Raw genomic sequence first — 20,695 nt, 5'->3', positions numbered from 1 at the left:
TGCTACGCTCTGGTCTGCAGGCCGATGGGCAGGGGGTGGGTCGAGCCCGGCAGCGTCGGCAATTCCATGGGAACTCGGGGGAGTCCATGAACATCTACGGGTGGGACACGGTCACCGCACTGTCGGTCGACGAGGTCAACAAGTCACTCGAAGCAAATCGCTCCAAGCTGATCCAAGAATTCAAGGTAAGCGGCCAGACGCTTTCTGGTACGTACACGCTCCAGGGAATTTTCGGAGCCTGGAGAATTGTCCAGGGAGGCTCCGGGAACCTGCTCCGCCTGGAGGTTCCGCTCACCGCCGGCACCATCCAGGCGGCAGGTGGGAAGCCGATCGACGTGGCCGGGGCCGACACGGTCGTGGACGTGTCCCTCGACCTGCTGCCGGCGGCCGCCGGAAACGCCCAGAACCTGGTGTTCGCCCTGCACAAGGCGGCCCAGTTCGGGGACACGCCGCAACCGGGCGCGGTCACCCCGGTCGCCTTCAACGCGCCCGCGGCCGTCAGCGCCGCGCTGGGTCCGGTCGGTACCCGGCTGGTACTGGACGCAGTGGCCCAGGCGCTGGCCGCCGACGCCGCCGCCGTCTCCTACGTGTTCGCCTCGGTGAACCTGGTGCCGCCCTCGGCGAACAGCTGGCTCACCCCGGTCCGCAGCGCCTACGTCTACCAGGAGGTCGTCGGCGGCGGTGCGTACCTGGCGATCCTGAGCACCCTCACCGCTCGGGACACCTCGCAACTGCAGCACAGCGTGGACCCGGAGCTCTTCGCCGGCGGCGGCAACGCGGCGTTCGCCATCTCGCAGGACGTGTTCCTGGCCGACGTGGTCGCCCCGGTCCTGCCGCAGGCCTTCGGCGGCGGCTCCAACGCCGGCTGCTTCGGCTACGACGCCGGCCGGCACCTGATCACGGCCGCGCACAGCTTCGGCTGCTCCCAGGTCAAGGCGGGCGCGATCTGGTACACGCCCAATGTGACCTCGCTCAAGATCGGCGTGGTCGGCGGCTCGCTGGCCATGTCGGTCAACGGGAACTGCGACCTCAAGGCGGAGATCTCCATGGACTGGTGGATCACCAGCCAGTACCCGCTCCGCTTCGACCCGGCCACCCAGCGGATCTCCTTCGCCGGCGATCCCAACTCCCGTTCCGGCCACACCACCCACATCCCGTGGTGGTACCTGGCAGGCGGCATCTTCGCCGAGGCCGTCACCCAGGTCGTGGTCAGCGTGATCAGCGACAGCCTGTCCTCCGACCTGAGCAGCCGGCTGGGCTCCGTCGGACTGGCCAACATCGCCGCGCAGACCGTCGCCTGGCAGGGCATGCGGCAGTTCGCCGTCACCTCGGCCCGTCTCGACGGCGCCCTGCTGCTCAGCGGCAACGCCGCCTGAACCGGGCCGGCCCGCTCCACCGCAGGTGACGTCGCGTCACCTCGCGCCATCCTGCGCCACCGTCATCACACCTCACCACCAGAAGGAGGCCGTCGTGGCCACCCAGCACTACCTCCCGCACATCGACGAGGACAAGGTCCTGCGCATCTCCGTCGAGCACGCCAAGGCCGGACTGGAGCACCGCCCCCAGGGCACCCGCGCCGTCCGCAGCTCCAAGCTGCTGGGCGCGACCGCGACCAGCTCCGTCCCCTACAACACCAACGGCTGGGACACCGTCTACGCGATCCCGCTGCCGGACGTGAACAACGCCATCGCCGTCAAGAAGAGCTCGCCCACCACCTGGTCGGGCAAGCTGCCGGCCGGCGACTTCAACCCGGAGATCGACGCCACCGGCACCTTCGGCACCTGGTCGCTGACCACCGGCGGGTCGGGTTCGATCGTCCGGATGCACATCCCCTTCACCGCGACCCTGGTCTACAACGGCATGACCAAGCCGATCGACGGCGGGATCGCCTTCGTCGAGGTCAAGCTGGTCTACCTGCCCCAGCCGCCGGTCGCCGGGGTGACCCCGAACGACCTCGTGGTGCGCAGCACCGGCGGATCGCAGGACGACCCGGTGGTCACCGTCTCCGACGTGACCTACGACTCGCCGCCGATGACCGACTCGACCAAGAACGTGCTGGAGCAGCTGCTGGCCCAGTGGTTCAACGCCAACCTCGACTCCTTCGCCCATGTCTTCGCCACCGTGGACCTGGGCATCGACGAGGCCAGCGGGGACTTCTCCTGGCTCAACCCGACCCAGACCAACTACGCCTACATCGACAACGCCTCGATCAGCGACGCACTGCTGGGCGTGCTGTGCATGACCGAGAACCGGTCCGACCACGGCGCCGTCCAGGAGATCGCCGCGGGGGCGATCCCCGACGGCGCCCGGGCCAGCTTCAACATGTCCCAGGAACGCTTCATGACCAAGATGGCGCTGCCGTCGCTGCCGGCCGAGTTCCCCAACGCCCCGACCGGCACCTTCGTGCTCGCCAACGACGACACCCAGATCCTGTCCACCTCCAGCTTCAACCTGGACGCGGTCAAGGTCGGCGCCATCAACTACACGCCCAACTGCACCACCTACAAGATGACGCTGAACGGCGACGTCATGGAGACCTACGCCTACATCCACACCCCGATCTCGCCCGGCATCGACGCCTACTGCGAGGTCACCTACTACTCCACGGTGGAGCTGGGCACCAAGGACGACGGCACCCAGTCGCTGACCTGGCAGCAGGTCCAGGCGACCGACGAGAAGACCTGGTACACCGTGGCGACCTGGGTCACCATCACCGAGGCCGTCGCCGACATCATCCTCGCGGTGATCGGCGCCGTCGTCAGCGGCGTGGCGGTGGCCGTCGAGCGGGTGGTCTGCCGGATCCTGGTCGCCCTGCTCTGCGGCGGGGTGGTCTCGGCGATCGCCGCGGTGCTGGAGCAGATCCCCGAGTGGATCGCGGGCTCCGTCCCGGACGCGCTGCCCAGCGTGAACGCCCTGGTCGACGGCGCGACCACGCCGATCACCTGGGCGAACTCCACGGAGTTCAAGCTCACCACCGTCGTCCTCAACGGCGGCCTGCAGCTGGGCGGCACGCCCTTCAGCAGCTGACCTCCCATCAGCGTCCCGGCACCTCGGGCAACCCCGGCCACCGCGGCCGGGGTTGCCTGCGTGACGCGCCGGTCGGTGTGGTCCTACGGTTCCAGGCCCTGGAAGGAGACCTCGGGGTTGGTCGCCGACGGCCCTTCGAGCAGACGCTGCGGAACCCCCTTCAAGGTCTGGTCGAAGAACGCGTCGACGTACTCGCGGGTGATCTGCATGGCGCGCGTCGACGAGATCTGCGCACCGGGAATGGGGATGTTCGCCTCCGAGGCCAGGATGGGAATGTCGGTGAAGCTGGTGTGCACGGTCCCGGCGACGGTCAGCCAGAGCTTGGGGCCGTTCAGAGCCGCCCAGGCCTGCCCCCAGGTCGGGTCGGAGCCGCCGACGTTGTGATCGATCTGGGTGCCGAGCATCAGGAACGGGCGGCCACCGAGCCCGCCGGCCGGGACGGGCGCAAGGAACGTGCCGTCCAGGTTCACACCGGCGCGCACCCGCGGGTCGGCAGCCATGGTGGAGACGACGGAGGCTCCGCCGATCGAGTGGCCGGCCATGCCGATGCGCTCCGGGTCGATCATTCCGGCCCGGGCCCAGGCCGGGTGCCGGCCGGTGAGCTGGTCCAGGACGAAGGAGACGTCCCGGGCCCGGCTGTCGGGGACCGACTCCTGCCCCGGCAGCGGCCCGCTGTCGCAGATGGCGCAGGTCAGCGTCTGCCCGTCGGGGAACGTCGTCCCGCTGTCCTCGTAGGTGTGGTCCACCAGCGCGACCACGTAGCCGTGACTGGCCAGATCAGTGGCCAGGCTCGTCATGACGTTGCGCGGGTTCTCGAAGCCGGGCGAGAGCACGACCAGCGGAAACCTCCCGTGCACGGCCCGTGCGCCGCTGAAGGCGTAGGTCCTGGCGCCGGCCAGCTGCTGCGGCTGAATGCCGCTGCCCGGCGGCACCCTGGTCTGGATGAATGCTGCCGCCTCGCCGAGGGTCATGTAGGGGGCGGGTTCACCGGTACGCGGTTGGGCCGGGTAGAACATCGAGACCATCAACTGGCGCGGACCGGCCGACGGCACCCAGGGATCGGGCCGGTTCCAGTCCACCACGTGCATGATGTCGACGCCGGCTTCGTACCGGCCGGTGGGCCGGGGAAGGACGGCTCGGAACACCGGCGCGGTGGAGGCCGCCGCCGAGGCGGTGACGGACGACGGGACCGTGGACGGGGAGGACGCGGCCTGCGCCGTCCCGGCCAACGACAGCGACAGCGGCAGAGCGAGAGCGAGAACCGCGGTTGCCGCGCTACTACGGATGTTTGCCATGGCAAGAAAGCTAGATCGCGGCACCGGGGCCACACATCGGCCCAGAGATGTCATTCGGGACCGCCGTCGTCCCGGCGATGTAGCCGGTGTCATCCCCGGGCACGACCCGCCCGAGCACCATTTGACGGTGTGTCAGGAGGTCCGCGCATCGGTGGAGGCGGTGGCCGCAATGACCACCAGCGTGCGCCTACTGCCGGCGGGGGCTCCGCAGGGGCGGGGAGGGGGGCGTGGCGGTAAAATTCGGGCATGGCCGTGCGCCCGGTCGCACCGCAGCTCCTCCTGGAGATCGACGGCGACTCCCAGCTCATCAGCCCGAACCACCGATACCGGTTCGGGCGCGATCCGCAGAGCGACGTCGTCCTCGCCGACCCCCGGGCCTCCTGGCACCATGCCGTGCTGTGCGCCGCCGAAGGGCACTGGACCCTCGATGACGACGGCAGCACCAACGGCACCTACGCGATGGGCCACCGGATCGAGCACCTCGATGTCGGCCCCGGCACGGTGGTGTGCTTCGCGGACGCCGTGGACGGCGTCAGGGCCTCGCTCGCCGCGCTGCCCGCACCGGACCGGGCGGCGGAGCGGCCCTCCGCGCTGACCGCGATCACCGGCTCCTACCGGCAGCCCACCCGGGTCCGCCGGCTGCCGCAGCGCAGCCTGCGGATCGGCCGCGCCCCGGAGAACGAGCTGGTCGTGGACGACCTCGTGGTCTCCCGGCACCATGCCGAGCTGCAGACCCGCGCCGACGGCAGGTTCGAGATCGTCGACCTGGACAGCCACAACGGGACCTTTCTCAACGGGCAGCCGGTCGACCGCGCGTTCGTCGGCCCGGGGGACCTGATCGCGATCGGCCACTCGCTCTTCTGCCTGGTCGGCGACGAACTGCAGGAGTTCGTCGACACCGGCGAGGTCACCCTCGACGTGGAGAACCTGGTGGTCCGGGTCGGCGGCGGCCGCACGCTGCTGGACGGGGTCTCCTTCCCGGTCGGGCAGAAGTGCCTGCTCGCCGTCGCCGGCCCCAGCGGCGCGGGCAAGTCGACCCTGCTGAACGCCCTGACCGGGCTGCGTCCCGCCGACGAGGGCTCGGTCCGCTACGACGGCCGCGACCTGTACCGCGACTACGCCGAGCTGCGTCGGCGCATCGGTCTGGTCCCGCAGGACGACATCCTGCACACCCAGCTGACCGTCCGTCGGGCCCTGGGCTACGCCGCGGAACTGCGGTTCCCCGGCGACACCGGCAAGGACGAGCGGCGGGGCAGGGTGGAGGAGGTGATCACCGAACTCGGGCTGGGGCAGCGGGCGGACCAGGTGATCTCCAGCCTCTCCGGTGGCCAGCGCAAGCGCGTCAGCGTGGCACTGGAACTGCTCACCAAGCCGTCCCTGCTCTTCCTCGACGAGCCCACGTCCGGGCTGGACCCGGGCATGGACCGGTCGGTGATGCACATGCTGCGCGGGCTGGCGGACGACGGGCGCACGGTCGTGGTGGTCACGCACAGCGTGCTCAGCCTCGGTCTCTGCGATCGCCTGCTGCTGCTCGCACCGGGGGGCCGGATCGCCTTCTACGGCCCGCCCGACGAGACACTGCCCTTCTTCGGCTTCCCGGAGTGGCCGGACGCCTTCGAAGCCTTCGAGAACGACCGCAGCCGCGACTGGGCCCGCGAGTTCCGCGACTCCGACCCCTACCGGCGCTACATCGCCTCGGCGATGGGCCGGCCCGCCGGGAACCCGCCGGCCGAGCGGTCCACGGTGCCGCCTTCGCCCGCGCAGAGCTGGGGTTCGCAGCTCGGCACGCTGATCCGTCGGTACGCGGCGGCGCTGGCGGCCGACCGCACCTTCCTGGCCATCATGATCGCGCTGCCGTTCGTGATGGGCGCGATGGCGCACGCCCTGGCGGGCAGCAGGCTGGACCAGAACTCGGCACTCAACGCGCTGCTGATCCTGTGCGTCGGCGGAGTGCTGACCGGCGCCGCGAACGCGGTGCGGGAGCTGGTAAAGGAGCGGGTCATCTATCAGCGCGAGCGGGCCGTCGGGCTCTCCCGGTCCGCCTACCTGTGCTCGAAGATCGTCGTGCTGGGCGCGGTCACCGTCGTGCAGGCGGTGGTGCTGACGATGGTCGGGCTGTTCGGCGTACGGCTGAGACCGGGCGGCGGCGGGGGAGTACTGCTGCCGCCGCTGGCCGAGATCACCATCACCGTCGCACTGCTGTCCTTCACCGCGATGATGCTCGGGCTGCTGGTGTCGGCCCTGGTCCGCAAGGAGGAGGTGACGATGCCGCTGCTGGTGCTGCTGGCCATCGTGCAGGTGGTCTTCTGCGGCGCCCTGCTGAAACTGAACGGCGTCCCGGTGCTGGGACAGCTGTCCTGGCTGGTCCCCTCACGCTGGGCGCTCGGTGCGATGGCCGGCACGATCGACCTGCACGCGGTGGTGCCCGGCACCCTCACCTCCGACCCGCTCTTCGCGCACCGGGCGGGCGTCTGGCTGCTCGACCTCGGCATGCTGGTCGTGCTCTCGGTGGTGCTGGCCCTCGCCGTGGCCCGACTGCTGCGGCGGCAGGAGCCCAAGGTGATGCGTGGCTGACCCCGGCACCCCCGGCGCCGGGCGGGCGGCTCCGGTCGGATGCCGAGTGGCGGCTCCGGGCCCGCGCGGATAGGACGTTGGCATGGATGCGTTGGAGTTCCGGCCGACCCACGTCGCGCCACCGGACGGCCTGGCCACCTGGGCCAGGCCGGACTTCTCCGAGCCGAGCGTCCGGCTGGACGCCCTGCTGCCGGTCCAGGTCGCGGACAGGCTGGGGGACTGGGCCCGGGTCGTGTGCTCCAACGGCTGGACCGCCTGGGTGGACGGCCGACTCCTGGTGTCCCTGCCGCACCGCCCGCCGGGGACCGCGCAGCCGCTGACCCGTGCGGACGACCCCCGGCCGCTGCTGCGCCGGCTGGAGCACGCCCTCGCCCAGTACCGGGAGCAGGCCGAGGACCTCGCCGAGGGGACCATCGATCTGGAGGCCTTCCGGCACCTCACCCGCGGGCTGCGGCTGGGCGTGGTGCTGGACGGTGACGCGGCCTGGCTGCTCGATCTGGACCAAGGACGCTGGTTCTACTGCGACGGCCTGCAACTGCACAGCTACGCGGCCGTCGAGCCGCCCGGCACCAGCGCGAATCCGGCGGCGGCACCACCGGGCCCCGGTCCCGGAGGCGGTGAGGTCTGATGGCCGCACCCACCGGCTCCTCGGACATGATCGGCCGCCGGATCGCCGGCTACCGCCTGGACCGCGAACTCGGCCGGGGCGGCATGGCCGTCGTCTACCAGGCCCAGGACCTGCGGCTGGACCGCGTCGTCGCGGTCAAGCTGCTCTCCCCGCAGCTGGCCCGCAACGAGGTGTTCCGCCGGCGCTTCGCCCACGAGTCACGGGTCGCCGCCGCGATCGACCACCCGCACATCGTTCCGGTGTTTGAAGCCGGCGAGGCCGACGGGGTGCTGTTCATCGCGATGCGCTACGTCCAGGGCCGTGACCTGCGCGTCCTGCTGGACCGCAGCGGACCGCTCGCCACCGCCCAGGCGGTGCGGATCGCCGCCCAGGTCGCCTCGGCACTGGACGCGGCGCACGCGCACGAACTGGTGCACCGGGACGTGAAGCCCGGCAACATCCTGGTGGCGGAGGGCACCGACGCCGACCACCCCGAGCACGCCTACCTCACGGACTTCGGCCTGACCAAGAAGTCCCTCTCGCTGACCGGCTTCACCACCGTCGGCCAGTTCGTCGGCACCCTGGACTACGTCGCACCGGAGCAGATCTGCGGCAAGCCCGTCGACGGGCGCTGCGACGTCTACGGCTTCGCCTGTGTGGTCTACGAGATGCTCACCGGGTCCCCGCCGTTCCGGCGCGAGGACGACCTGGCGCTGCTCTGGGCCCACCAGTACGACGAACCGCCGGCGCCGACCGGGCTGCGGCCGACCCTGGCAGCCGCGGTGGACCCGGTGCTGGCCCGCGCGCTGGCGAAGTCACCGGACGACCGCTTCGACAGCTGCCTGGACTTCGTCATGGCGCTGCGTGGAGCCCTCGCCACGACCCCGCCGCCGGCGGCCGAGCCGCAGGCGGTCCTGCACGCGCCCACCCAGGTGGTCCACGCCGCGCGACCGTCCACCCCCGGCACCGCGGAACGACCCGAAGGCGTGCGGCCCCTCCCGTACTGGGCCCGACCGGTCTACGCTCCCGACGGCGACCCGCCGCAGCAGGTCCGACCCCCGTCGTGGTGACACCCGCTCACCCGGGGCGTCCACGCCGCGCGGACCCGCGTCGCAGGCGCGAGCCGAACCATCCGCCCGCCGCGCCGGCGACCGCGCCCCACAGCGCACCCAGGAGCACCGACCGCAGCAGGTCGGGCAGCAGGACGACGCTGCCGCTCAGGGTGGTGCTCCCGCCGGAGCCGCCGGTGAGGCTGCCCAGGATGTCCGAGGCTCCGTTGCCGACGCCGAGGAGGGACAGTCCGTAGGCCGTCGATACCCGGGTCAGCAGCCCGATCAGCAGCATCGCGAAGGCCACCGCCAGGCCGAGGCCGACCGCATGCCGCGACAGCGCGGGCCGGCCCGGGTCCTCGGCACGGCGTGCGCCGCGCGCGCCCATCACCGCCCCGCAGCACAGCAGCGCCACCGCTGCCAGCGCCGCCAGCACCCACACCCGTGCGTCCTGCCGGGCCAGCGAGCCCAGGTCCACGGTGGTGTCCCGGGTCCCCGCCGACCGGAGCACCTCGGAGAGGACCTTCGGCATCGGCAGGCCGATCCCGGTGCTCAGATGGCCGTGCCAGGACCCGCCCAGGCCGAGTCCGAAGGCGAGCCAGGCGACGTTGGGCAGGGCCAGGACCACCACGGCGAGGACATCGCGGGCGGGGCCGTGCACCATCGCCGTGACCAGCCCCGCGACCAGGGCCACTAGGACGTAGCCGAGCAGCACGGCGAGCAGGGCCGAACCGGCGGGCCGCACCCCGTTCTGGAAGCGCAGCAACCGCGGCGGCAGCGGCGCGGACCGCGAGACGGCGAAGGTCAGGACCAGCACCACCAGCAGCCACAGCAGCCCGAAACCGATCGCCCGACCCAGGCCCACCCGGAACCCGACCGTCGGGGACGCGTTCAGCGCGCTGCCCAGCTGGTCGGTGATGGTGTTCCCGGTCGAGACGGCGAAACTGTGCCGGGCCGCCAGCGTCACCAACGAGACCGCAAGCGCCCAGAGCAGCGCGGTCATCACCGCCCGCACGAGCAGTTCACCCGCGTGCGCGACCGCGCGGTGCCGCAACGGTCGCAGGAAGGCCACCCCGGCGACCAGGGCGCCGACCAGGCTGAGGGAGAGCGGCAGCGCCTCGACGGCGGCGTTCGCCTGGGCGATGAACCCCGCCGACCCGTCCAGGGTCAGCGGGGTGCCCAGGGCCATGAGCACCGTCGCAGCCAGCACCGCGGTGAAGGAGCCGCCCGGCAGGGTGTCGGCCCGGGCCAGCCAGAGCCCGAGGGCACCGAGCGCGGCCATGGCCACGAGCACGCCGAGGACCAGGCCCAGCGCGGCGCTGAAGCTGCGCAGCAGCAACGGCCCGACTGCCGGGTCCGGGCCCAGCGGGGGAGGACCGGACGAGGCGGGTGGGTCACCCTGATGCATGGTGGCTCCCGGAGGCGAGGACGGCTGCTGACGGCCCCGGCGCAGGCCGTGATCGCCGGGCAGTACCAGCCTCGGGCACGCCGCAGCGCCCCGCGAGCGCGTGCCTGCGCGCGACCACGCCCGGGACCACTTCCGCGCCCCCGCCGCGGCGGCCGTGTGCGAGGTCGGACGGGGCGGCCGACAATGGCGGTGAAGGGGGCGGACGACCCGAAAGCCCGGGAGGCAAGCCCGTGACCACCCAACCCCCCACGGATCCGCCTGCCGAGCCGCCCTGGGAACGCACCGGCAGCGAACCCGGCGTTCCGCCGTCCGAGCGGACCACGAGTGCGCCGTCCGGCCCCCCGTCCGGCCCACTGTCGGCCCCCTCGAATCCGCCTCCCTCGAATCCGCCGCCCTCGACCTCGCCGTCGTCGCAGCCGACGGAGGCGCCTTCCGCTCCCGCGACGCAGGTGGGCGGCCATGCCGCTCCGCCCGTGCCGCCGCCGGGCGAGCCGCCCTCCGGCGGTGGGGACGCCGGTTCCTCGGCTGCCGGAGGGAGACCGCACAAGGCCTGGTGGCGGCGCCCGGCTGCGCTGGTGGCGCTCGGCGCGGCGGTGGCGGCCGCCGTGGTCCTGCCGATCGTGTTGACGGGCTCCGGGACGTCGCAGGCCGTCGCACTGCAGACAGCGGACTCGACGGGACCGTACCCGTTCACTCCCGACACCCAGAGCAAGCCGACGGCCGGCGCTTCGGCAACGGCCTCGGCAGGGCAAGCGGCGACGCAGGCCGCAGGCACACCGACCCGCACGGTGCCCGGCTCGGCCGTCGGCCTCTACGGCGGCACCGAGTCCCTCTCCAGCTGTGACGTCGCCCGGCTCTCGGCCTATCTGACCACGCATCAGGACAAGGGCAGGGCCTGGGCCTCGGTCGAGGGCATCACTCAGGACCGGATCGCCGCCTACCTGCGGACACTGACCCCCGTGGTGCTACGGGCCGACACCCGGGTGACCAACCACGGGTTCCAGAACGGGCAGGCGACGGCGTTCCAGTCGGTGCTGCAGTCGGGCACCGCCGTGCTGATCGACAGCAGCGGACTGCCGCGGGCCCGCTGCGCCTGCGGCAATCCGCTGCTCGCTCCCGACCGCTCCGGCAGCCAGGAGACGTTCACCGGAACCGCCTGGCCGACGTTCCAGGTCAACAACATCGTGATCATCGAGTCCACGGCGATCCAGCAGACCACGATCATCCTCTTCGACCAGCAGCACGACCGCTGGTTCAGCCGCCCTGTTGGCGGCGACGGCCAGGGCGACCGCCGCGTGCCCGCACCGCCGCTCCCCAGTACGTCGGCCAGTGGCTCGCGCAGTTCGAGCACGACGTCCGGCCGCCCGTCGGCGAGCACGTCCGCCTCACCCAGTTCGGCCAGTCCCTCGCCGTCGACGCAGTCTCCCTCGTCGTCGGGGTCGCCGTCCGGATCCGGGTCGGCGTCGGTCCCGGGCTCGGTCTCGGCGTCCGGATCCGCGTCCTCGGGTTCGCCGTCCGGTTCGGAGCCCGGGCCGGCGAATGTCCCGTCCGACTCTGGATTCGGGTCGCTGTCGAGTTCGCCTTAGCCGTCCACGGGTGGGCGGGGTCGGCCGGGGTCAGTAGTAGGTCGCGATGTTGTCCTGCGGCGGGGGAAGGTGCCTTCCGGCTGGCCCCTTGGCGAAGGCGGTGAGCAGATTGGACGTCGCCCGGGTCACGAAGGCGCCGGTACGGGCGTCCATGCCGTGGTCCCCGTGGTCGTCGTGGGTGCCCGCCATCAGCCCCTCCACCCAGCGCATGGTCCCCGACGCGAAGACCCCGGCGCCGCTCGGGACGGTGTAGTAGGCCGAGTCGGAGTGGCTGGGGCTGCCCTCGCAGACCAGCGGCGAGTGGGCCAGGATCTCCAGGGGGCGGGGGGTCGGCGCGGCCGGGGTGACCCGGTCGTACTCGACGCCCACCAGGTGCGGGAAGGAGTCGCCGGCCTTGGCGCCGGTGCCCGCGTACAGCCAGTGGTCGGCGGCGCGGACGACGTAGGGCGCGTCGGTGGGGTAGCCCTCGTAGAGGACTCCGGTGAGCGAGGACTCCGGGTCGGCGCCGGGGGCCGCCCGGAAGTCGGTGGTGGCCGCGCCGGTGCCCGGCCGGTAGCCGGGGTCCTCCGCGTACGAGGACTTGTAGCAGACGACGGTGCGGCCGCCGTCCTGGTAGCGGATCCGGCGGAAGCAGGTGTTCGCGCCCAGGAAGGCCACGTTCGACCCGGCGTCCCTGGCCCCGGTCACCGCGGCGCGCTGCTGCGGCGTCCAGTACTCGTCGTGGCCCGGGGAGAGCAGGGTGGTCGCCCCGCGCAGCAGTTGCGGCTGCCGGTGCACGTCGAGGCCGGTGGTGTAGGCCAGCGGGATGCCTAGCCGCTCGGCGAGCACCACCAGGGCCCGTTCGTAGACCAGGAAGAGCTCGGCGCCGCTGTCGTCGTAGGGCCGGTCGAAGGAGACCGCCAGCGAGCGGGTCGCATAGGCTCCGTCCTCGCCCTGGTAGAGACTGCGGCCACCCCACAGGTTGTACGCCTGCCAGGTCGCCGGGGCGTGCATCAGCAGCGTCCGGCCCACCGCGCTGGGGGATCTGACGATCAGTGGGACATAGCGCTGGTGCCCGTTCTCGGCGTCCAGGCGCAGCAGGTAGGCACCGGGCGGCCAGCCGTCGGTCCCGACCCGGAGACTCGGCTGCCAGCCGGCCCGGACCGTGCGGGTGGACTCGACGATCTGCGCAGCCGGCTGCACCCGCCCGGCGACGCGGCCCGAGAGCCAGACCCGGCGGGCCTGTGCGCCGCCGTACCAGCCCACCCGGTAGGCCGACACGGTGAAGCCGGCCGCGGTGGTGGACACGTACAGGGTGAACGGCCGGCCCGGTTCCACGCTGACCTGGTCGGCGTAGCCCTGGACGGCTTCCGGGTCGCCCGGGTCGCTCAGCCGCCAGTCGGCGTCGCCGGGGCGGGCCTGCTCGATCTGCTCCGGCGTCAGCGACGCCGCTGCCGTGGGCGTGTGCTGCGCCGCACCGGTGCTGCCGACCTGCCCCGGTCGATGCGCTGCGGCACATCCGGACAGCACGGTGAGACCCGCGGCCGCGGTGCCCCCCAGAAACCGCCGCCTGCCCAACTCTTCCACGCCCTGGCCCTCTCGCCGTCAGGTCGGTCACCGAGCACCAGCATGCCGCTCTTCCCGCCGATCCGCCTCACCGGGAGGTTCCGACCGCTGCCGCGCTGCTACTGCCCGGCGAGGCGCAGGACCTGGTCCAGGCCGAGGATCCGCAGGATACGCAGGACCCTTGCCGGCACGTCGGCCAGGACCAGGTCGGCCTCCTGGGCCAGGGCGCGGCGGTGCGCGGCGATGAGGGCGGTGATGCCGCTGGAGTCGCAGAAGGCGACCGCGGACAGGTCCAGGGTCAGGATCTGTCCGGGCGTCAGGGCGGTGTCGGTGACGGCGGTGCGCAGCTGCGGGGCGGTTGCGTGGTCCAGGTCGCCGACCAGGGCGAGGACCGGGCCGGTGGCGTTGTGTCCGGCGTTGATGGTCAGTTCGGGGGTCATCCTGCGGCGCCTTCGATCGTGTTGGCGGCGGGAACGCCGAGGGCCAGCAGCGCGGTGTCGTCGTCCAACCCGGCACCGAAGCTCTCCAGCAGGCCCTGTAGGGCGTTGATGGTCGCTGCGGCGCCGGCCGGGGCGAGGGCGGCTGCGAAGGTGTGCAGGTCCTCCTCGCTGTAGCGGGGGCCGGCCTGGGTGCGGGCCTCGGTGAGGCCGTCGGTGTAGAGCAGCATGGTGTCGCCGGGACCGAGCAGCGTGTGGGCGGTGCTGAAGTGGGGCCGGGGCAGGATGCCGACCAGGGTGCCGCCGGGGGTGGGCAGGAACTCCGCGGTGCCGTCGGCGCGCAGCAGCAGCGCGGAGGGGTGGCCGCCGCCGGCCAGGGTGACCGCGATGCCGTCCGGACGGGGTGTCAGGGTGCCGGCGATCGCGGTGCAGTAGCGGGGGTCCTCGCCCGCGTAGCGCTCGTGCAGTGCGGCGTGCACGGTGGCCAGTGCCTGGACGGGGTCGCTGTCGGCCAGGAACGCGGCGCGCAGGGTGTAGCGGATCAGCGAGGTGGCGGAGGCGGCCTCGGGGCCTTTGCCGCACACGTCGCCGAGGAAGAAGCCCCACCGGCCGCCGGCCAGGGCGAACAGGTCGTAGAAGTCGCCGCCGATCTCGTCGACGGAGGCGGGATGGTAGTACGAGGCCGCGTCCAGGCCTGGGACCTGGGGCAGTTGGGGCGGCAGCAGGCTCTTCTGCAGGATGGCCACGACCTGTTGCAGGCGGGCGCGTTCGGTCTCGGCTTCCTGGTGGGCGGTCTCGGCCTGGCTCTGGGCCTGTTCGGCGCTCTTGCGGGCGCGGAGCAGCTCCTGCTCGTAGGCGCGGCGGTCGCGGGCGTCGAAGAGCGTGGTGCGGATCAGCAGGGGCTGTCCGTCGCTGCCGGTCTTGACGGTGGAGGTGACCAGGACCGGGAGCCGGCTGCCGTCGGCCGCCCTGAGTTCCAGGGCGATGCCGGACAGGTGGCCCTGCATGGCCAGCAGCGGGGCGAAGTGCGTCTCGTGGTAGAGCTTGCCGCCGACGGTCAGCAGGTCCGCGAAGCGCCTGCGGCCCACCAGTTGGTCGCGGGTGTAGCCGAGCCAGTCCAGCAGGGTGGTGTTCACCTTGGCGATCTGCCCGTCGAGCATGGTGGACAGGTAGCCGCACGGCGCGTGCTCGTACAGGTCCTCGGCACTGTCCTCCAGAAGCGCGGAGAACTGTGCCCGCTCGGCCTCCTCCACGCTGTCGTGTCCTGTCTCGCGTTCGTGCTCGCCGTCTGCGGTCCCGCACATCACCGCGCGGCCCCGGCGAACTCCATGATGGCCGTCCCGGTGGCCTGGGGCGCGCTGAGCTGCGGGCAGTGTCCGGTGGCGTCCAGGGTGACCAGACGGCTTCCCGGGATGGCGGCGTGCACGAAGGCGCCGGCCTCCCGAGGGGCGATGACGTCCTGGGAGCACTCCAGCACCAGCGTGGGCACCGCCACCGACGCCAGGTCGGCCCGGGAGTCGGAGTGGAAGGTCGTGTGGGCGAACACCGAGGCCATGACCGGGTCGGTCGCGCAGAAGCTGTTGGTCAGTTCCTGCCCCAGTTCGGGCCGGTCCGGATTGCCCATGATCACCGGTGCCATGGCGCCGGACCATCCGAGGTAGTTGGAGTCCAGCGATTCCAGGAGTTCGTCGATGTCGCCCGCGGTGAAGCCGCCGGTGTAGCCGGTGGCGGGGTCGTCGATGTAGCACGGCGAGGGCGCGACCATGATCAGCTTGGCGAACCGGTGCGGCCGTCGGGCCGCGGCCAGCACCCCGACCATGGCACTGACCGAGTGCCCCACGAACACCACGTCGGTCAGGTCCAACTGATCGCAGATCTCCAGCACATCGTCCGCGTACCCCTCCAGCGAGGAGTAACGCTCACGGTTCCAGGCGGAGGGATCCGCGTTCCCGGAGCCGACGTAGTCGAACAGGACCACCCGGAAGTGTTCGACCAGCTGCGGCACCACCAGGCGCCACATGTTCTGGTCGCACCCGAAGCCGTGCGCCAGCATGACCACCGGACCGTCGACCGGTCCGGTCACCTTCACGTTGTTCCTGCTGACGGCGTCCATTCGAACATCGTCCCATGCCCGGTGGCCCCGGCCGACAGGTCGTGCCCGCCGCACCGGCGGGCACGACCCGGGGTGTTCGATCAGGCCTTGTGCTGCATCGAGCTGCGGGCCGGGTCGGCCTGCTGGTCGGCCTTGGGATCCTTCTGGCCGGCCTTGGCGCTCACGCCCTCCTGGATGCGTCGGCCGATGTCCGGGTCGATGCGCTTCCAGTACGCGAAGGCACGCTGCAGGACCGGTTCGGTGACCCCGTTGAGGAGGTGGCCGACCACGTTGTCGACCAGGCGGTCACGGGCGCTGTCGTCCATGACCTCGCGCACCAGGGTCCCCGGCTGGCTCCAGTCGTCGTCCTCGGCGTGGTCGACGTAGGCCGCCCGGGTGATCTCACCGCTGACCTGCCAGCTCGGCGGGGCGCCGAACCGGGCGGTGTCCGCCGCCGGACCGCCCTTGGAGTTGGGCGCGTACACCGGGTCGGTGCTCTTGCGGTACGCCATCGCGCCGTCCTTGGAGTAGCTGTGGACCGGGACGGTCGGCGCGTTGACCGGCAGCTGCTGGTAGTTGGTGCCGATGCGGTGGCGGTGGGCGTCGGCGTAGGAGAACAGCCGGGCCAGCAGCATGCGGTCCGGGCTGGGCCCGATGCCGGGGACGAGGTTGTTGGGCTGGAAGGCCGCCTGTTCGATCTCGGCGTGGTGGTCGGTGGGGTTGCGGTCCAGCGTCAGCCGACCGACCTCAATCAGCGGGTAGTCCGCGTGCGGCCACACCTTGGTGAGGTCGAACGGGTTGAAGCGGTAGGCCGCGGCGTCTTGCTCGGGCATGACCTGGACGTGGAGCGTCCAGCTGGGGTACTCGCCGTCGCGGATGTGCTCGAACAGGTCACGGGTGTGGTAGTCGGTGTCGGCGGCCGCCATCTGGTCGGCCTCGTCCTGGGTGAAGCACTCGATGCCCTGGTCGGTCTTGAAGTGGTACTTGACCCAGGACCGTCGGCCCTGTTCGTTGATCCACATGTAGGTGTGCGAGCTGTAGCCGTTCATGTGGCGCCAGGTGCGCGGGATCCCGCGGTCGCCCATGAGCCAGGTCACCTGGTGGGCGGTCTCGGGGGAGAGGGTCCAGAAGTCCCACTGCATGTCGTGGTCGCGCAGGTTGTTGTCGGCCCGCCGCTTCTGGGAGCGGATGAAGTGCTGGAACTTCATCGGGTCCTTGATGAAGAAGACCGGGGTGTCGTTTCCGACCATGTCGTAGTTGCCCTGTGTCGTGTAGAACTTCAGGGCGAATCCGCGCGGGTCGCGCCAGGTGTCCGGGCTTCCGCGCTCGCCGGCCACGGTCGAGAACCGGGCCAGCACCTCGGTGCGCACACCCGGCTGGAAGACGGCGGCCTTGGTGTGGGCGCTCACGTCAGCGGTGACCTCGAAGTGGCCGAAGGCGCCGCTGCCCTTGGCATGGGGCTGGCGCTCCGGGATGCGCTCCCGGTTGAACTGGGCCATCTGTTCGATCAGGTATCCGTCCTGCAACAGCAGTGGACCGTCGGGCCCGACGGTCAGCGAATGCTCGTCGCTCTCGACCGGAGCGCCGGAGTCGGTAGTAGTGGCCGGGACATCAGTCATGCGATCGACCTCGCAGAGTGGTGCTGGGGGCTGGCGCGATGCCACCCCTGGGGCCGCGCAGCATCCGCTGCCGGCAGCGGAGCCGGGGACGCTCGCGCGGCACACGTACGGGTAACCCGAAACCCCGCGGGGTAAACAGGGCGACTCCCGCGAGCCCCGGTGCAGCAGCAGCGCACCGCTGCCCCCACCGCTGCCGAAGATGGGGAACTCGCCCCATGTGCCGGGCGGCTTCGCGGCGGATTCTCGAACCAGCACGGGGACGAGTGGACCGACACGAAGAGGAGCCGACGCCATGACCGGTACCGCAGGAGAACGCTTCGCCCAGGCACTGGCCGCCAAGGACCGGGAGGCGCTGACCGCGCTGCTGGACCCCGCGGTGGACTTCCAGGCGCTGACACCGGGCCGCCACTGGCAGTCCGGGGACCCGGCCGAGGTGGTCGACCAGTTCGTACTGGGCCACTGGTTCGGTCCGGCCGCCGAGATCCGGGGACTGCGGATGCTGGCCGACCGCGACGTCGCCCGGCGCCGCCACGTCGCCTACCAGCTGCGGGTACGACGCGAGGGCGCGGACTACCTGGTCGAGCAGCAGGTCTACTACGAGCTGGCGGCCGAGGGCCGGATCGGCTGGGTGCGGCTGCTGTGCGCCGGTTACCAGCCCGAACCGCCGGCCACCGTCGAGCCGTCGGCCGTGCTCGCGCCGTCAGTCGTCGCGGGCGCCGGCGCCGAGGCCGTCGTCGCGGGCTGAGCCCGGCTCCGTGGCCGGGTCCGTGCTCGGGCCGAGCCCGTGGCGGGCGGCGAACAGGCCCGCCAGGGCCCGGTTGGTGGCGCCGGTCTTGGCGTAGATGTGCTCGATGTGGTGCCCGGCGGTGCGCGGGGAGATGTGCAGCACCTCGGCGACCCGACGGGTGGACAGGCCGCGGGCGAGCAGCCGCAGCACCTCCACCTCGCGGGTGGTCAGCCCGGCGGGCCAGGTGCCGCGCCGCGGCCTGCGGTGGCCCGCTGCGCCCAGCACCGCCTCGGCCGCGCCGGCGTCGATCCGGCCCGCACGCACCTCGGCGCGCAGCAGCGCGGCGGCCTCCTCCGGAGTGCCCGCGCGCCGGTACGCACGCTCTTCGGTGTGCGCCTGGTACAGGTCGGCCGCGGCCAGCAGCCGGCCCTCCGGGGTCAGCGCCGCGCCGGACAGGCCGCGCGGATAGCCGGAGCCGTCCAGCCGCTCGTGGTGCTGCACCGCGACGGCCGCGATCGGTGCCAGCGCGGGCGAGCACGCCAGCATCCGCTCGGTCAGGTACGGGTGCAGTCGGACCCGCTCGGTCTCGGCGAGGGAGAGCGGTCCGGGCTTGTCCCAGACCGAGTTGGGCACACCCAGCCGTCCCAGGTCGTGCACCAGCGCGGCGCGGCGCAGGGTGTCGCGTGCCGGGTCGGGCAGACCGACGATCCAAGCGGCAGCTTGCGCCAGTTCCGCCACCCCGCGCGAATGGCCGATCGTCCAAGGGGACTTGACGTCGACGAAATCGGCGACGGCGAGCAGGGCCGCGTCCAGCTCGGCCTCGGTGAGCGGTGTGCCGGGGGCCGGGGCGGCACGCTGCACCTGGTCCCAGCCGCCGTCGAGATCCGCCATCAGCTCCTCGGCGCACGCGGTGAAGGCGTCCACCACCGCCGGGTCGAACTGGGTGCCGCGCCGCTCGCGCGCCACCGCGACTGCAGCCTGAGTGCCCGCCGAACGGTGGTAGGCCACCACCACGTCGGCCAGGTTCACCAGCCTGGCGGTGAGCAGGATCTGCTCGCCCCGGGCCCCCTTCGGGGCGCCGCGGCCGTCCCAACGCTCGAAGGTCTGCTCCACGCAGGCCCGAACCCCTGGCGTGAGGCCCAGCTGGGCGGCGAGGGCGTCGGCGGCCTGCCAGTGGTTGCTGAGGATCGCGGCGGCGTCGCGGCGGCCGACCCGCAGGAAGGCCAGTCCGAGCCGGGCCCGCTCTGCGGCCGAAGTGAATGTCGGCCCCAGGGTCGGACCACCCCCGCCGAGGTGCCGCAGCATGAACCGTGCCTCGGCGACGGGCCCGGAGAAGTCGGTGCGTCGGAAGTCGGCCTTCAGCACGGTGTCGTCGCCGAACCACTTGGCCTGCTCGTAGGCGTCCACATGGCAGCCGACCCAGGAGACCAGCGAACCGTAGTAGACGACCTCCCGGTCCTCCTCGTCGAGACCCAGCTCGCCCGCCAGCCGAAGCGCCACCAGGCACTGCCGCAGCACATGCTCCATGGGCTGGCCCATGCCCAGGTCCGCGCCGAGCGACAGCACCGCGAGCAGTTCCGCCAGCCGCACCCGCGAGAACGCAGATGGTTCCGCCACAGTGGCGATTCTAGGCCTGCGGCACGTCCGTCGCATCGAGCGTCCGCGTGGGAGCGTGGGCGGGGAGGGAGCTTCCTCGTACCAGCAGCTTCGTGGGCAGGATGAGGGGGGTGGGCTCCTCGCCCTCGATGAGGGTCACCAGCATGCGGGCCATCTCGCGGCCCAGTTGGCGGATCGGCTGCTGGACCGTGGACAGCTGCGGGGTGGTGAGTCGGGAGACCGGCGCGTCGTCGAAGCCGACCACCGCCACGTCCTCGGGGACCCTGCGTCCGCTCTCGTGCAGGGCGCGCAGGGCGCCGGCGGCCATGTTGTCGGAGGCGGCGAAGACGGCGTCCAGGTCGGGGTGCCGGTCAAGCAGGTGCCTGGTCGCGGCGTAGCCGCCGGCCTCGGTGAAATCGGCTTCCACGGTGCGGGTGGTGTCCAGGCCGGCGACGGCCAGGGCCTCGCGGTAACCGCGGCGGCGTTGCACGGCGGCGTCGGTGTCCAGCAGGCCGGTGACGGTGGCGATGCGGCGGCGGCCGAGGGCGATCAGGTGCTCGGTCGCGAGCCGGGCACCGCCGCGGTTGTCGGCGTCCACGTACCACTGCGGTTCGGCGTCCAACGGGCGTCCGCCGTAGACGACGGGCAGGTCCAGCTTGCCGGCGAGGCGGTGCAGCGGGTCGTCACCGTGGAGGGAGAGCAGCATCAGTCCGTCCGCACGGCGGGAGCGGAGGATGCGTTCGAGCCGGGTGCGGCCGTGCTCGGAGGCTGCGAGGACCAGCATCAGCACCAGGTCGGTGCGCTCCAGCTCGGCGCTGACGCCGACGATGACCTGGGCGAAGAAGGGGTCGGCGAACAGCTCCGGGTCGTGGTGGGAGACGGCCAGGACCACCGCGCCAGCCTGCTGGGTGGCCAGGGCGCGGGCGCTGCGGTTGGGGACGTAGTCCAGTTCGCGCACCGCGCGCTCCACGGCCTGGCGGGTCGCCGGGCTGACGTTCCCGCTGCTGTTGATGGCACGGGAGGCGGCCGCACGGGAGACCCCGGCGGTCTGCGCGACCTCGTCGAGTGTGGGGCGGCGCTTGGGCGGTGTGGACACAGGGGGATCTTACCCGCGGCGGCCACGGTACTGGAAG

General features: G+C 72.2%; 16 protein-coding genes. 7 read left to right on the top strand and 9 right to left on the bottom strand.

The window, feature by feature from the left end; translation table 11 throughout:
• The first annotated feature begins 86 nt into the window (after positions 1 to 86).
• Both IF29_RS0130240 and IF29_RS0130235 read left to right on the top strand, forming a co-directional pair.
• Complete coding sequence (locus tag IF29_RS0130240) at positions 87 to 1,376, top strand: TULIP family P47-like protein (protein WP_030261514.1); 1,290 nt, start codon at positions 87 to 89, stop codon at positions 1,374 to 1,376.
• Positions 1,377 to 1,470: 94 nt separating this feature from the next.
• Positions 1,471 to 3,027 carry a TULIP family P47-like protein gene (locus tag IF29_RS0130235; protein ID WP_030261513.1) on the top strand — a complete coding sequence of 519 codons (1,557 nt, stop codon included), beginning with the start codon at positions 1,471 to 1,473 and terminating at the stop codon, positions 3,025 to 3,027.
• Positions 3,028 to 3,110: 83 nt separating this feature from the next.
• Here IF29_RS0130235 and IF29_RS0130230 read toward each other — a convergent pair whose 3' ends face one another.
• Positions 3,111 to 4,322, bottom strand: coding sequence for an alpha/beta hydrolase family protein (locus tag IF29_RS0130230; RefSeq protein WP_030261511.1), 1,212 nt, complete (start codon positions 4,320 to 4,322; stop codon positions 3,111 to 3,113).
• A gap of 246 nt (positions 4,323 to 4,568) precedes the next feature.
• Between IF29_RS0130230 and IF29_RS0130220 the strand changes: the two genes are divergently transcribed.
• From IF29_RS0130220 to IF29_RS0130210, 3 genes are all read left to right on the top strand, one after another.
• The gene (locus IF29_RS0130220) at positions 4,569 to 6,896 is read left to right on the top strand and encodes an FHA domain-containing protein (RefSeq protein WP_030261509.1); all 2,328 of its coding nucleotides are present in this window, start codon (positions 4,569 to 4,571) and stop codon (positions 6,894 to 6,896) included.
• A gap of 82 nt (positions 6,897 to 6,978) precedes the next feature.
• Positions 6,979 to 7,524 (top strand): SH3 domain-containing protein, encoded by a 546-nt coding sequence (locus IF29_RS0130215; RefSeq protein ID WP_051726213.1) that lies wholly within the window; start codon positions 6,979 to 6,981, stop codon positions 7,522 to 7,524.
• The gene (locus IF29_RS0130210) at positions 7,524 to 8,573 is read left to right on the top strand and encodes a serine/threonine-protein kinase (RefSeq protein WP_051726212.1); all 1,050 of its coding nucleotides are present in this window, start codon (positions 7,524 to 7,526) and stop codon (positions 8,571 to 8,573) included. The genes IF29_RS0130215 and IF29_RS0130210 overlap by 1 nt, the downstream gene beginning before the upstream one ends.
• A gap of 7 nt (positions 8,574 to 8,580) precedes the next feature.
• Here IF29_RS0130210 and IF29_RS0130205 read toward each other — a convergent pair whose 3' ends face one another.
• A complete protein-coding gene (locus IF29_RS0130205; protein ID WP_030261504.1) occupies positions 8,581 to 9,960 on the bottom strand; it encodes a streptophobe family protein in 1,380 nt (459 codons plus the stop codon).
• Between the two features lie 473 nt (positions 9,961 to 10,433).
• Here IF29_RS0130205 and IF29_RS0130200 point away from each other — a divergent pair, with 473 nt between their 5' ends.
• Positions 10,434 to 11,546: a DUF6777 domain-containing protein gene (locus IF29_RS0130200; RefSeq protein WP_157623998.1), complete on the top strand. Its 1,113-nt coding sequence runs from the start codon at positions 10,434 to 10,436 to the stop codon at positions 11,544 to 11,546.
• A gap of 30 nt (positions 11,547 to 11,576) precedes the next feature.
• Here IF29_RS0130200 and IF29_RS0130195 read toward each other — a convergent pair whose 3' ends face one another.
• The 5 genes from IF29_RS0130195 to IF29_RS0130175 all read right to left on the bottom strand — a co-directional run bounded on the left by IF29_RS0130195 (position 11,577) and on the right by IF29_RS0130175 (position 17,239).
• A complete protein-coding gene (locus IF29_RS0130195) occupies positions 11,577 to 13,055 on the bottom strand; it encodes a N,N-dimethylformamidase beta subunit family domain-containing protein (RefSeq protein WP_332262565.1) in 1,479 nt (492 codons plus the stop codon).
• 155 nt (positions 13,056 to 13,210) lie between these two features.
• A complete protein-coding gene (locus IF29_RS0130190) occupies positions 13,211 to 13,531 on the bottom strand; it encodes an STAS domain-containing protein (protein WP_030261499.1) in 321 nt (106 codons plus the stop codon).
• Positions 13,528 to 14,832, bottom strand: a complete 1,305-nt coding sequence (locus IF29_RS0130185; protein ID WP_037597147.1) for a PP2C family protein-serine/threonine phosphatase — start codon at positions 14,830 to 14,832, stop codon at positions 13,528 to 13,530. Before IF29_RS0130185 ends, IF29_RS0130190 begins: the two co-directional genes overlap by 4 nt.
• The gene (locus IF29_RS0130180; RefSeq protein ID WP_030261495.1) at positions 14,832 to 15,641 is read right to left on the bottom strand and encodes an alpha/beta fold hydrolase; all 810 of its coding nucleotides are present in this window, start codon (positions 15,639 to 15,641) and stop codon (positions 14,832 to 14,834) included. The genes IF29_RS0130185 and IF29_RS0130180 overlap by 1 nt, the downstream gene beginning before the upstream one ends.
• An 80-nt stretch (positions 15,642 to 15,721) precedes the next feature.
• Complete coding sequence (locus tag IF29_RS0130175; protein ID WP_030261493.1) at positions 15,722 to 17,239, bottom strand: catalase; 1,518 nt, start codon at positions 17,237 to 17,239, stop codon at positions 15,722 to 15,724.
• Positions 17,240 to 17,531: 292 nt separating this feature from the next.
• Here IF29_RS0130175 and IF29_RS0130170 point away from each other — a divergent pair, with 292 nt between their 5' ends.
• Positions 17,532 to 17,984, top strand: a complete 453-nt coding sequence (locus IF29_RS0130170; RefSeq protein WP_051726211.1) for a hypothetical protein — start codon at positions 17,532 to 17,534, stop codon at positions 17,982 to 17,984.
• On the opposite strand, the gene IF29_RS0130165 is transcribed toward IF29_RS0130170, so the two are convergent.
• The gene (locus tag IF29_RS0130165; protein WP_232242660.1) at positions 17,940 to 19,583 is read right to left on the bottom strand and encodes an HD domain-containing phosphohydrolase; all 1,644 of its coding nucleotides are present in this window, start codon (positions 19,581 to 19,583) and stop codon (positions 17,940 to 17,942) included. The genes IF29_RS0130170 and IF29_RS0130165 overlap by 45 nt on opposite strands.
• Positions 19,584 to 19,593: 10 nt before the next feature.
• Positions 19,594 to 20,658: a LacI family DNA-binding transcriptional regulator gene (locus IF29_RS0130160; protein ID WP_051726209.1), complete on the bottom strand. Its 1,065-nt coding sequence runs from the start codon at positions 20,656 to 20,658 to the stop codon at positions 19,594 to 19,596.
• Positions 20,659 to 20,695: the final 37 nt, after the last annotated feature.

It is taken from the genome of Streptacidiphilus jeojiense (assembly GCF_000719095.1).
Lineage (GTDB): Bacteria > Actinomycetota > Actinomycetes > Streptomycetales > Streptomycetaceae > Streptacidiphilus > Streptacidiphilus jeojiensis.
Note: the sequence above shows the minus strand (reverse complement) of the source record. Positions and strands in the feature narration are given on the sequence as shown.

Coding starts and splice junctions, on each gene's coding strand:
- IF29_RS0130240 (WP_030261514.1), top strand. CDS start 87: ATGAACATCTACGGGTGGGACACGGTCACCGCACTGTCGGTCGACGAG.
- IF29_RS0130230 (WP_030261511.1), bottom strand. CDS start 4,322: ATGGCAAACATCCGTAGTAGCGCGGCAACCGCGGTTCTCGCTCTCGCT.
- IF29_RS0130220 (WP_030261509.1), top strand. CDS start 4,569: ATGGCCGTGCGCCCGGTCGCACCGCAGCTCCTCCTGGAGATCGACGGC.
- IF29_RS0130215 (WP_051726213.1), top strand. CDS start 6,979: ATGGATGCGTTGGAGTTCCGGCCGACCCACGTCGCGCCACCGGACGGC.
- IF29_RS0130210 (WP_051726212.1), top strand. CDS start 7,524: ATGGCCGCACCCACCGGCTCCTCGGACATGATCGGCCGCCGGATCGCC.
- IF29_RS0130205 (WP_030261504.1), bottom strand. CDS start 9,960: ATGCATCAGGGTGACCCACCCGCCTCGTCCGGTCCTCCCCCGCTGGGC.
- IF29_RS0130190 (WP_030261499.1), bottom strand. CDS start 13,531: ATGACCCCCGAACTGACCATCAACGCCGGACACAACGCCACCGGCCCG.
- IF29_RS0130185 (WP_037597147.1), bottom strand. CDS start 14,832: ATGTGCGGGACCGCAGACGGCGAGCACGAACGCGAGACAGGACACGAC.
- IF29_RS0130180 (WP_030261495.1), bottom strand. CDS start 15,641: ATGGACGCCGTCAGCAGGAACAACGTGAAGGTGACCGGACCGGTCGAC.
- IF29_RS0130175 (WP_030261493.1), bottom strand. CDS start 17,239: ATGACTGATGTCCCGGCCACTACTACCGACTCCGGCGCTCCGGTCGAG.
- IF29_RS0130170 (WP_051726211.1), top strand. CDS start 17,532: ATGACCGGTACCGCAGGAGAACGCTTCGCCCAGGCACTGGCCGCCAAG.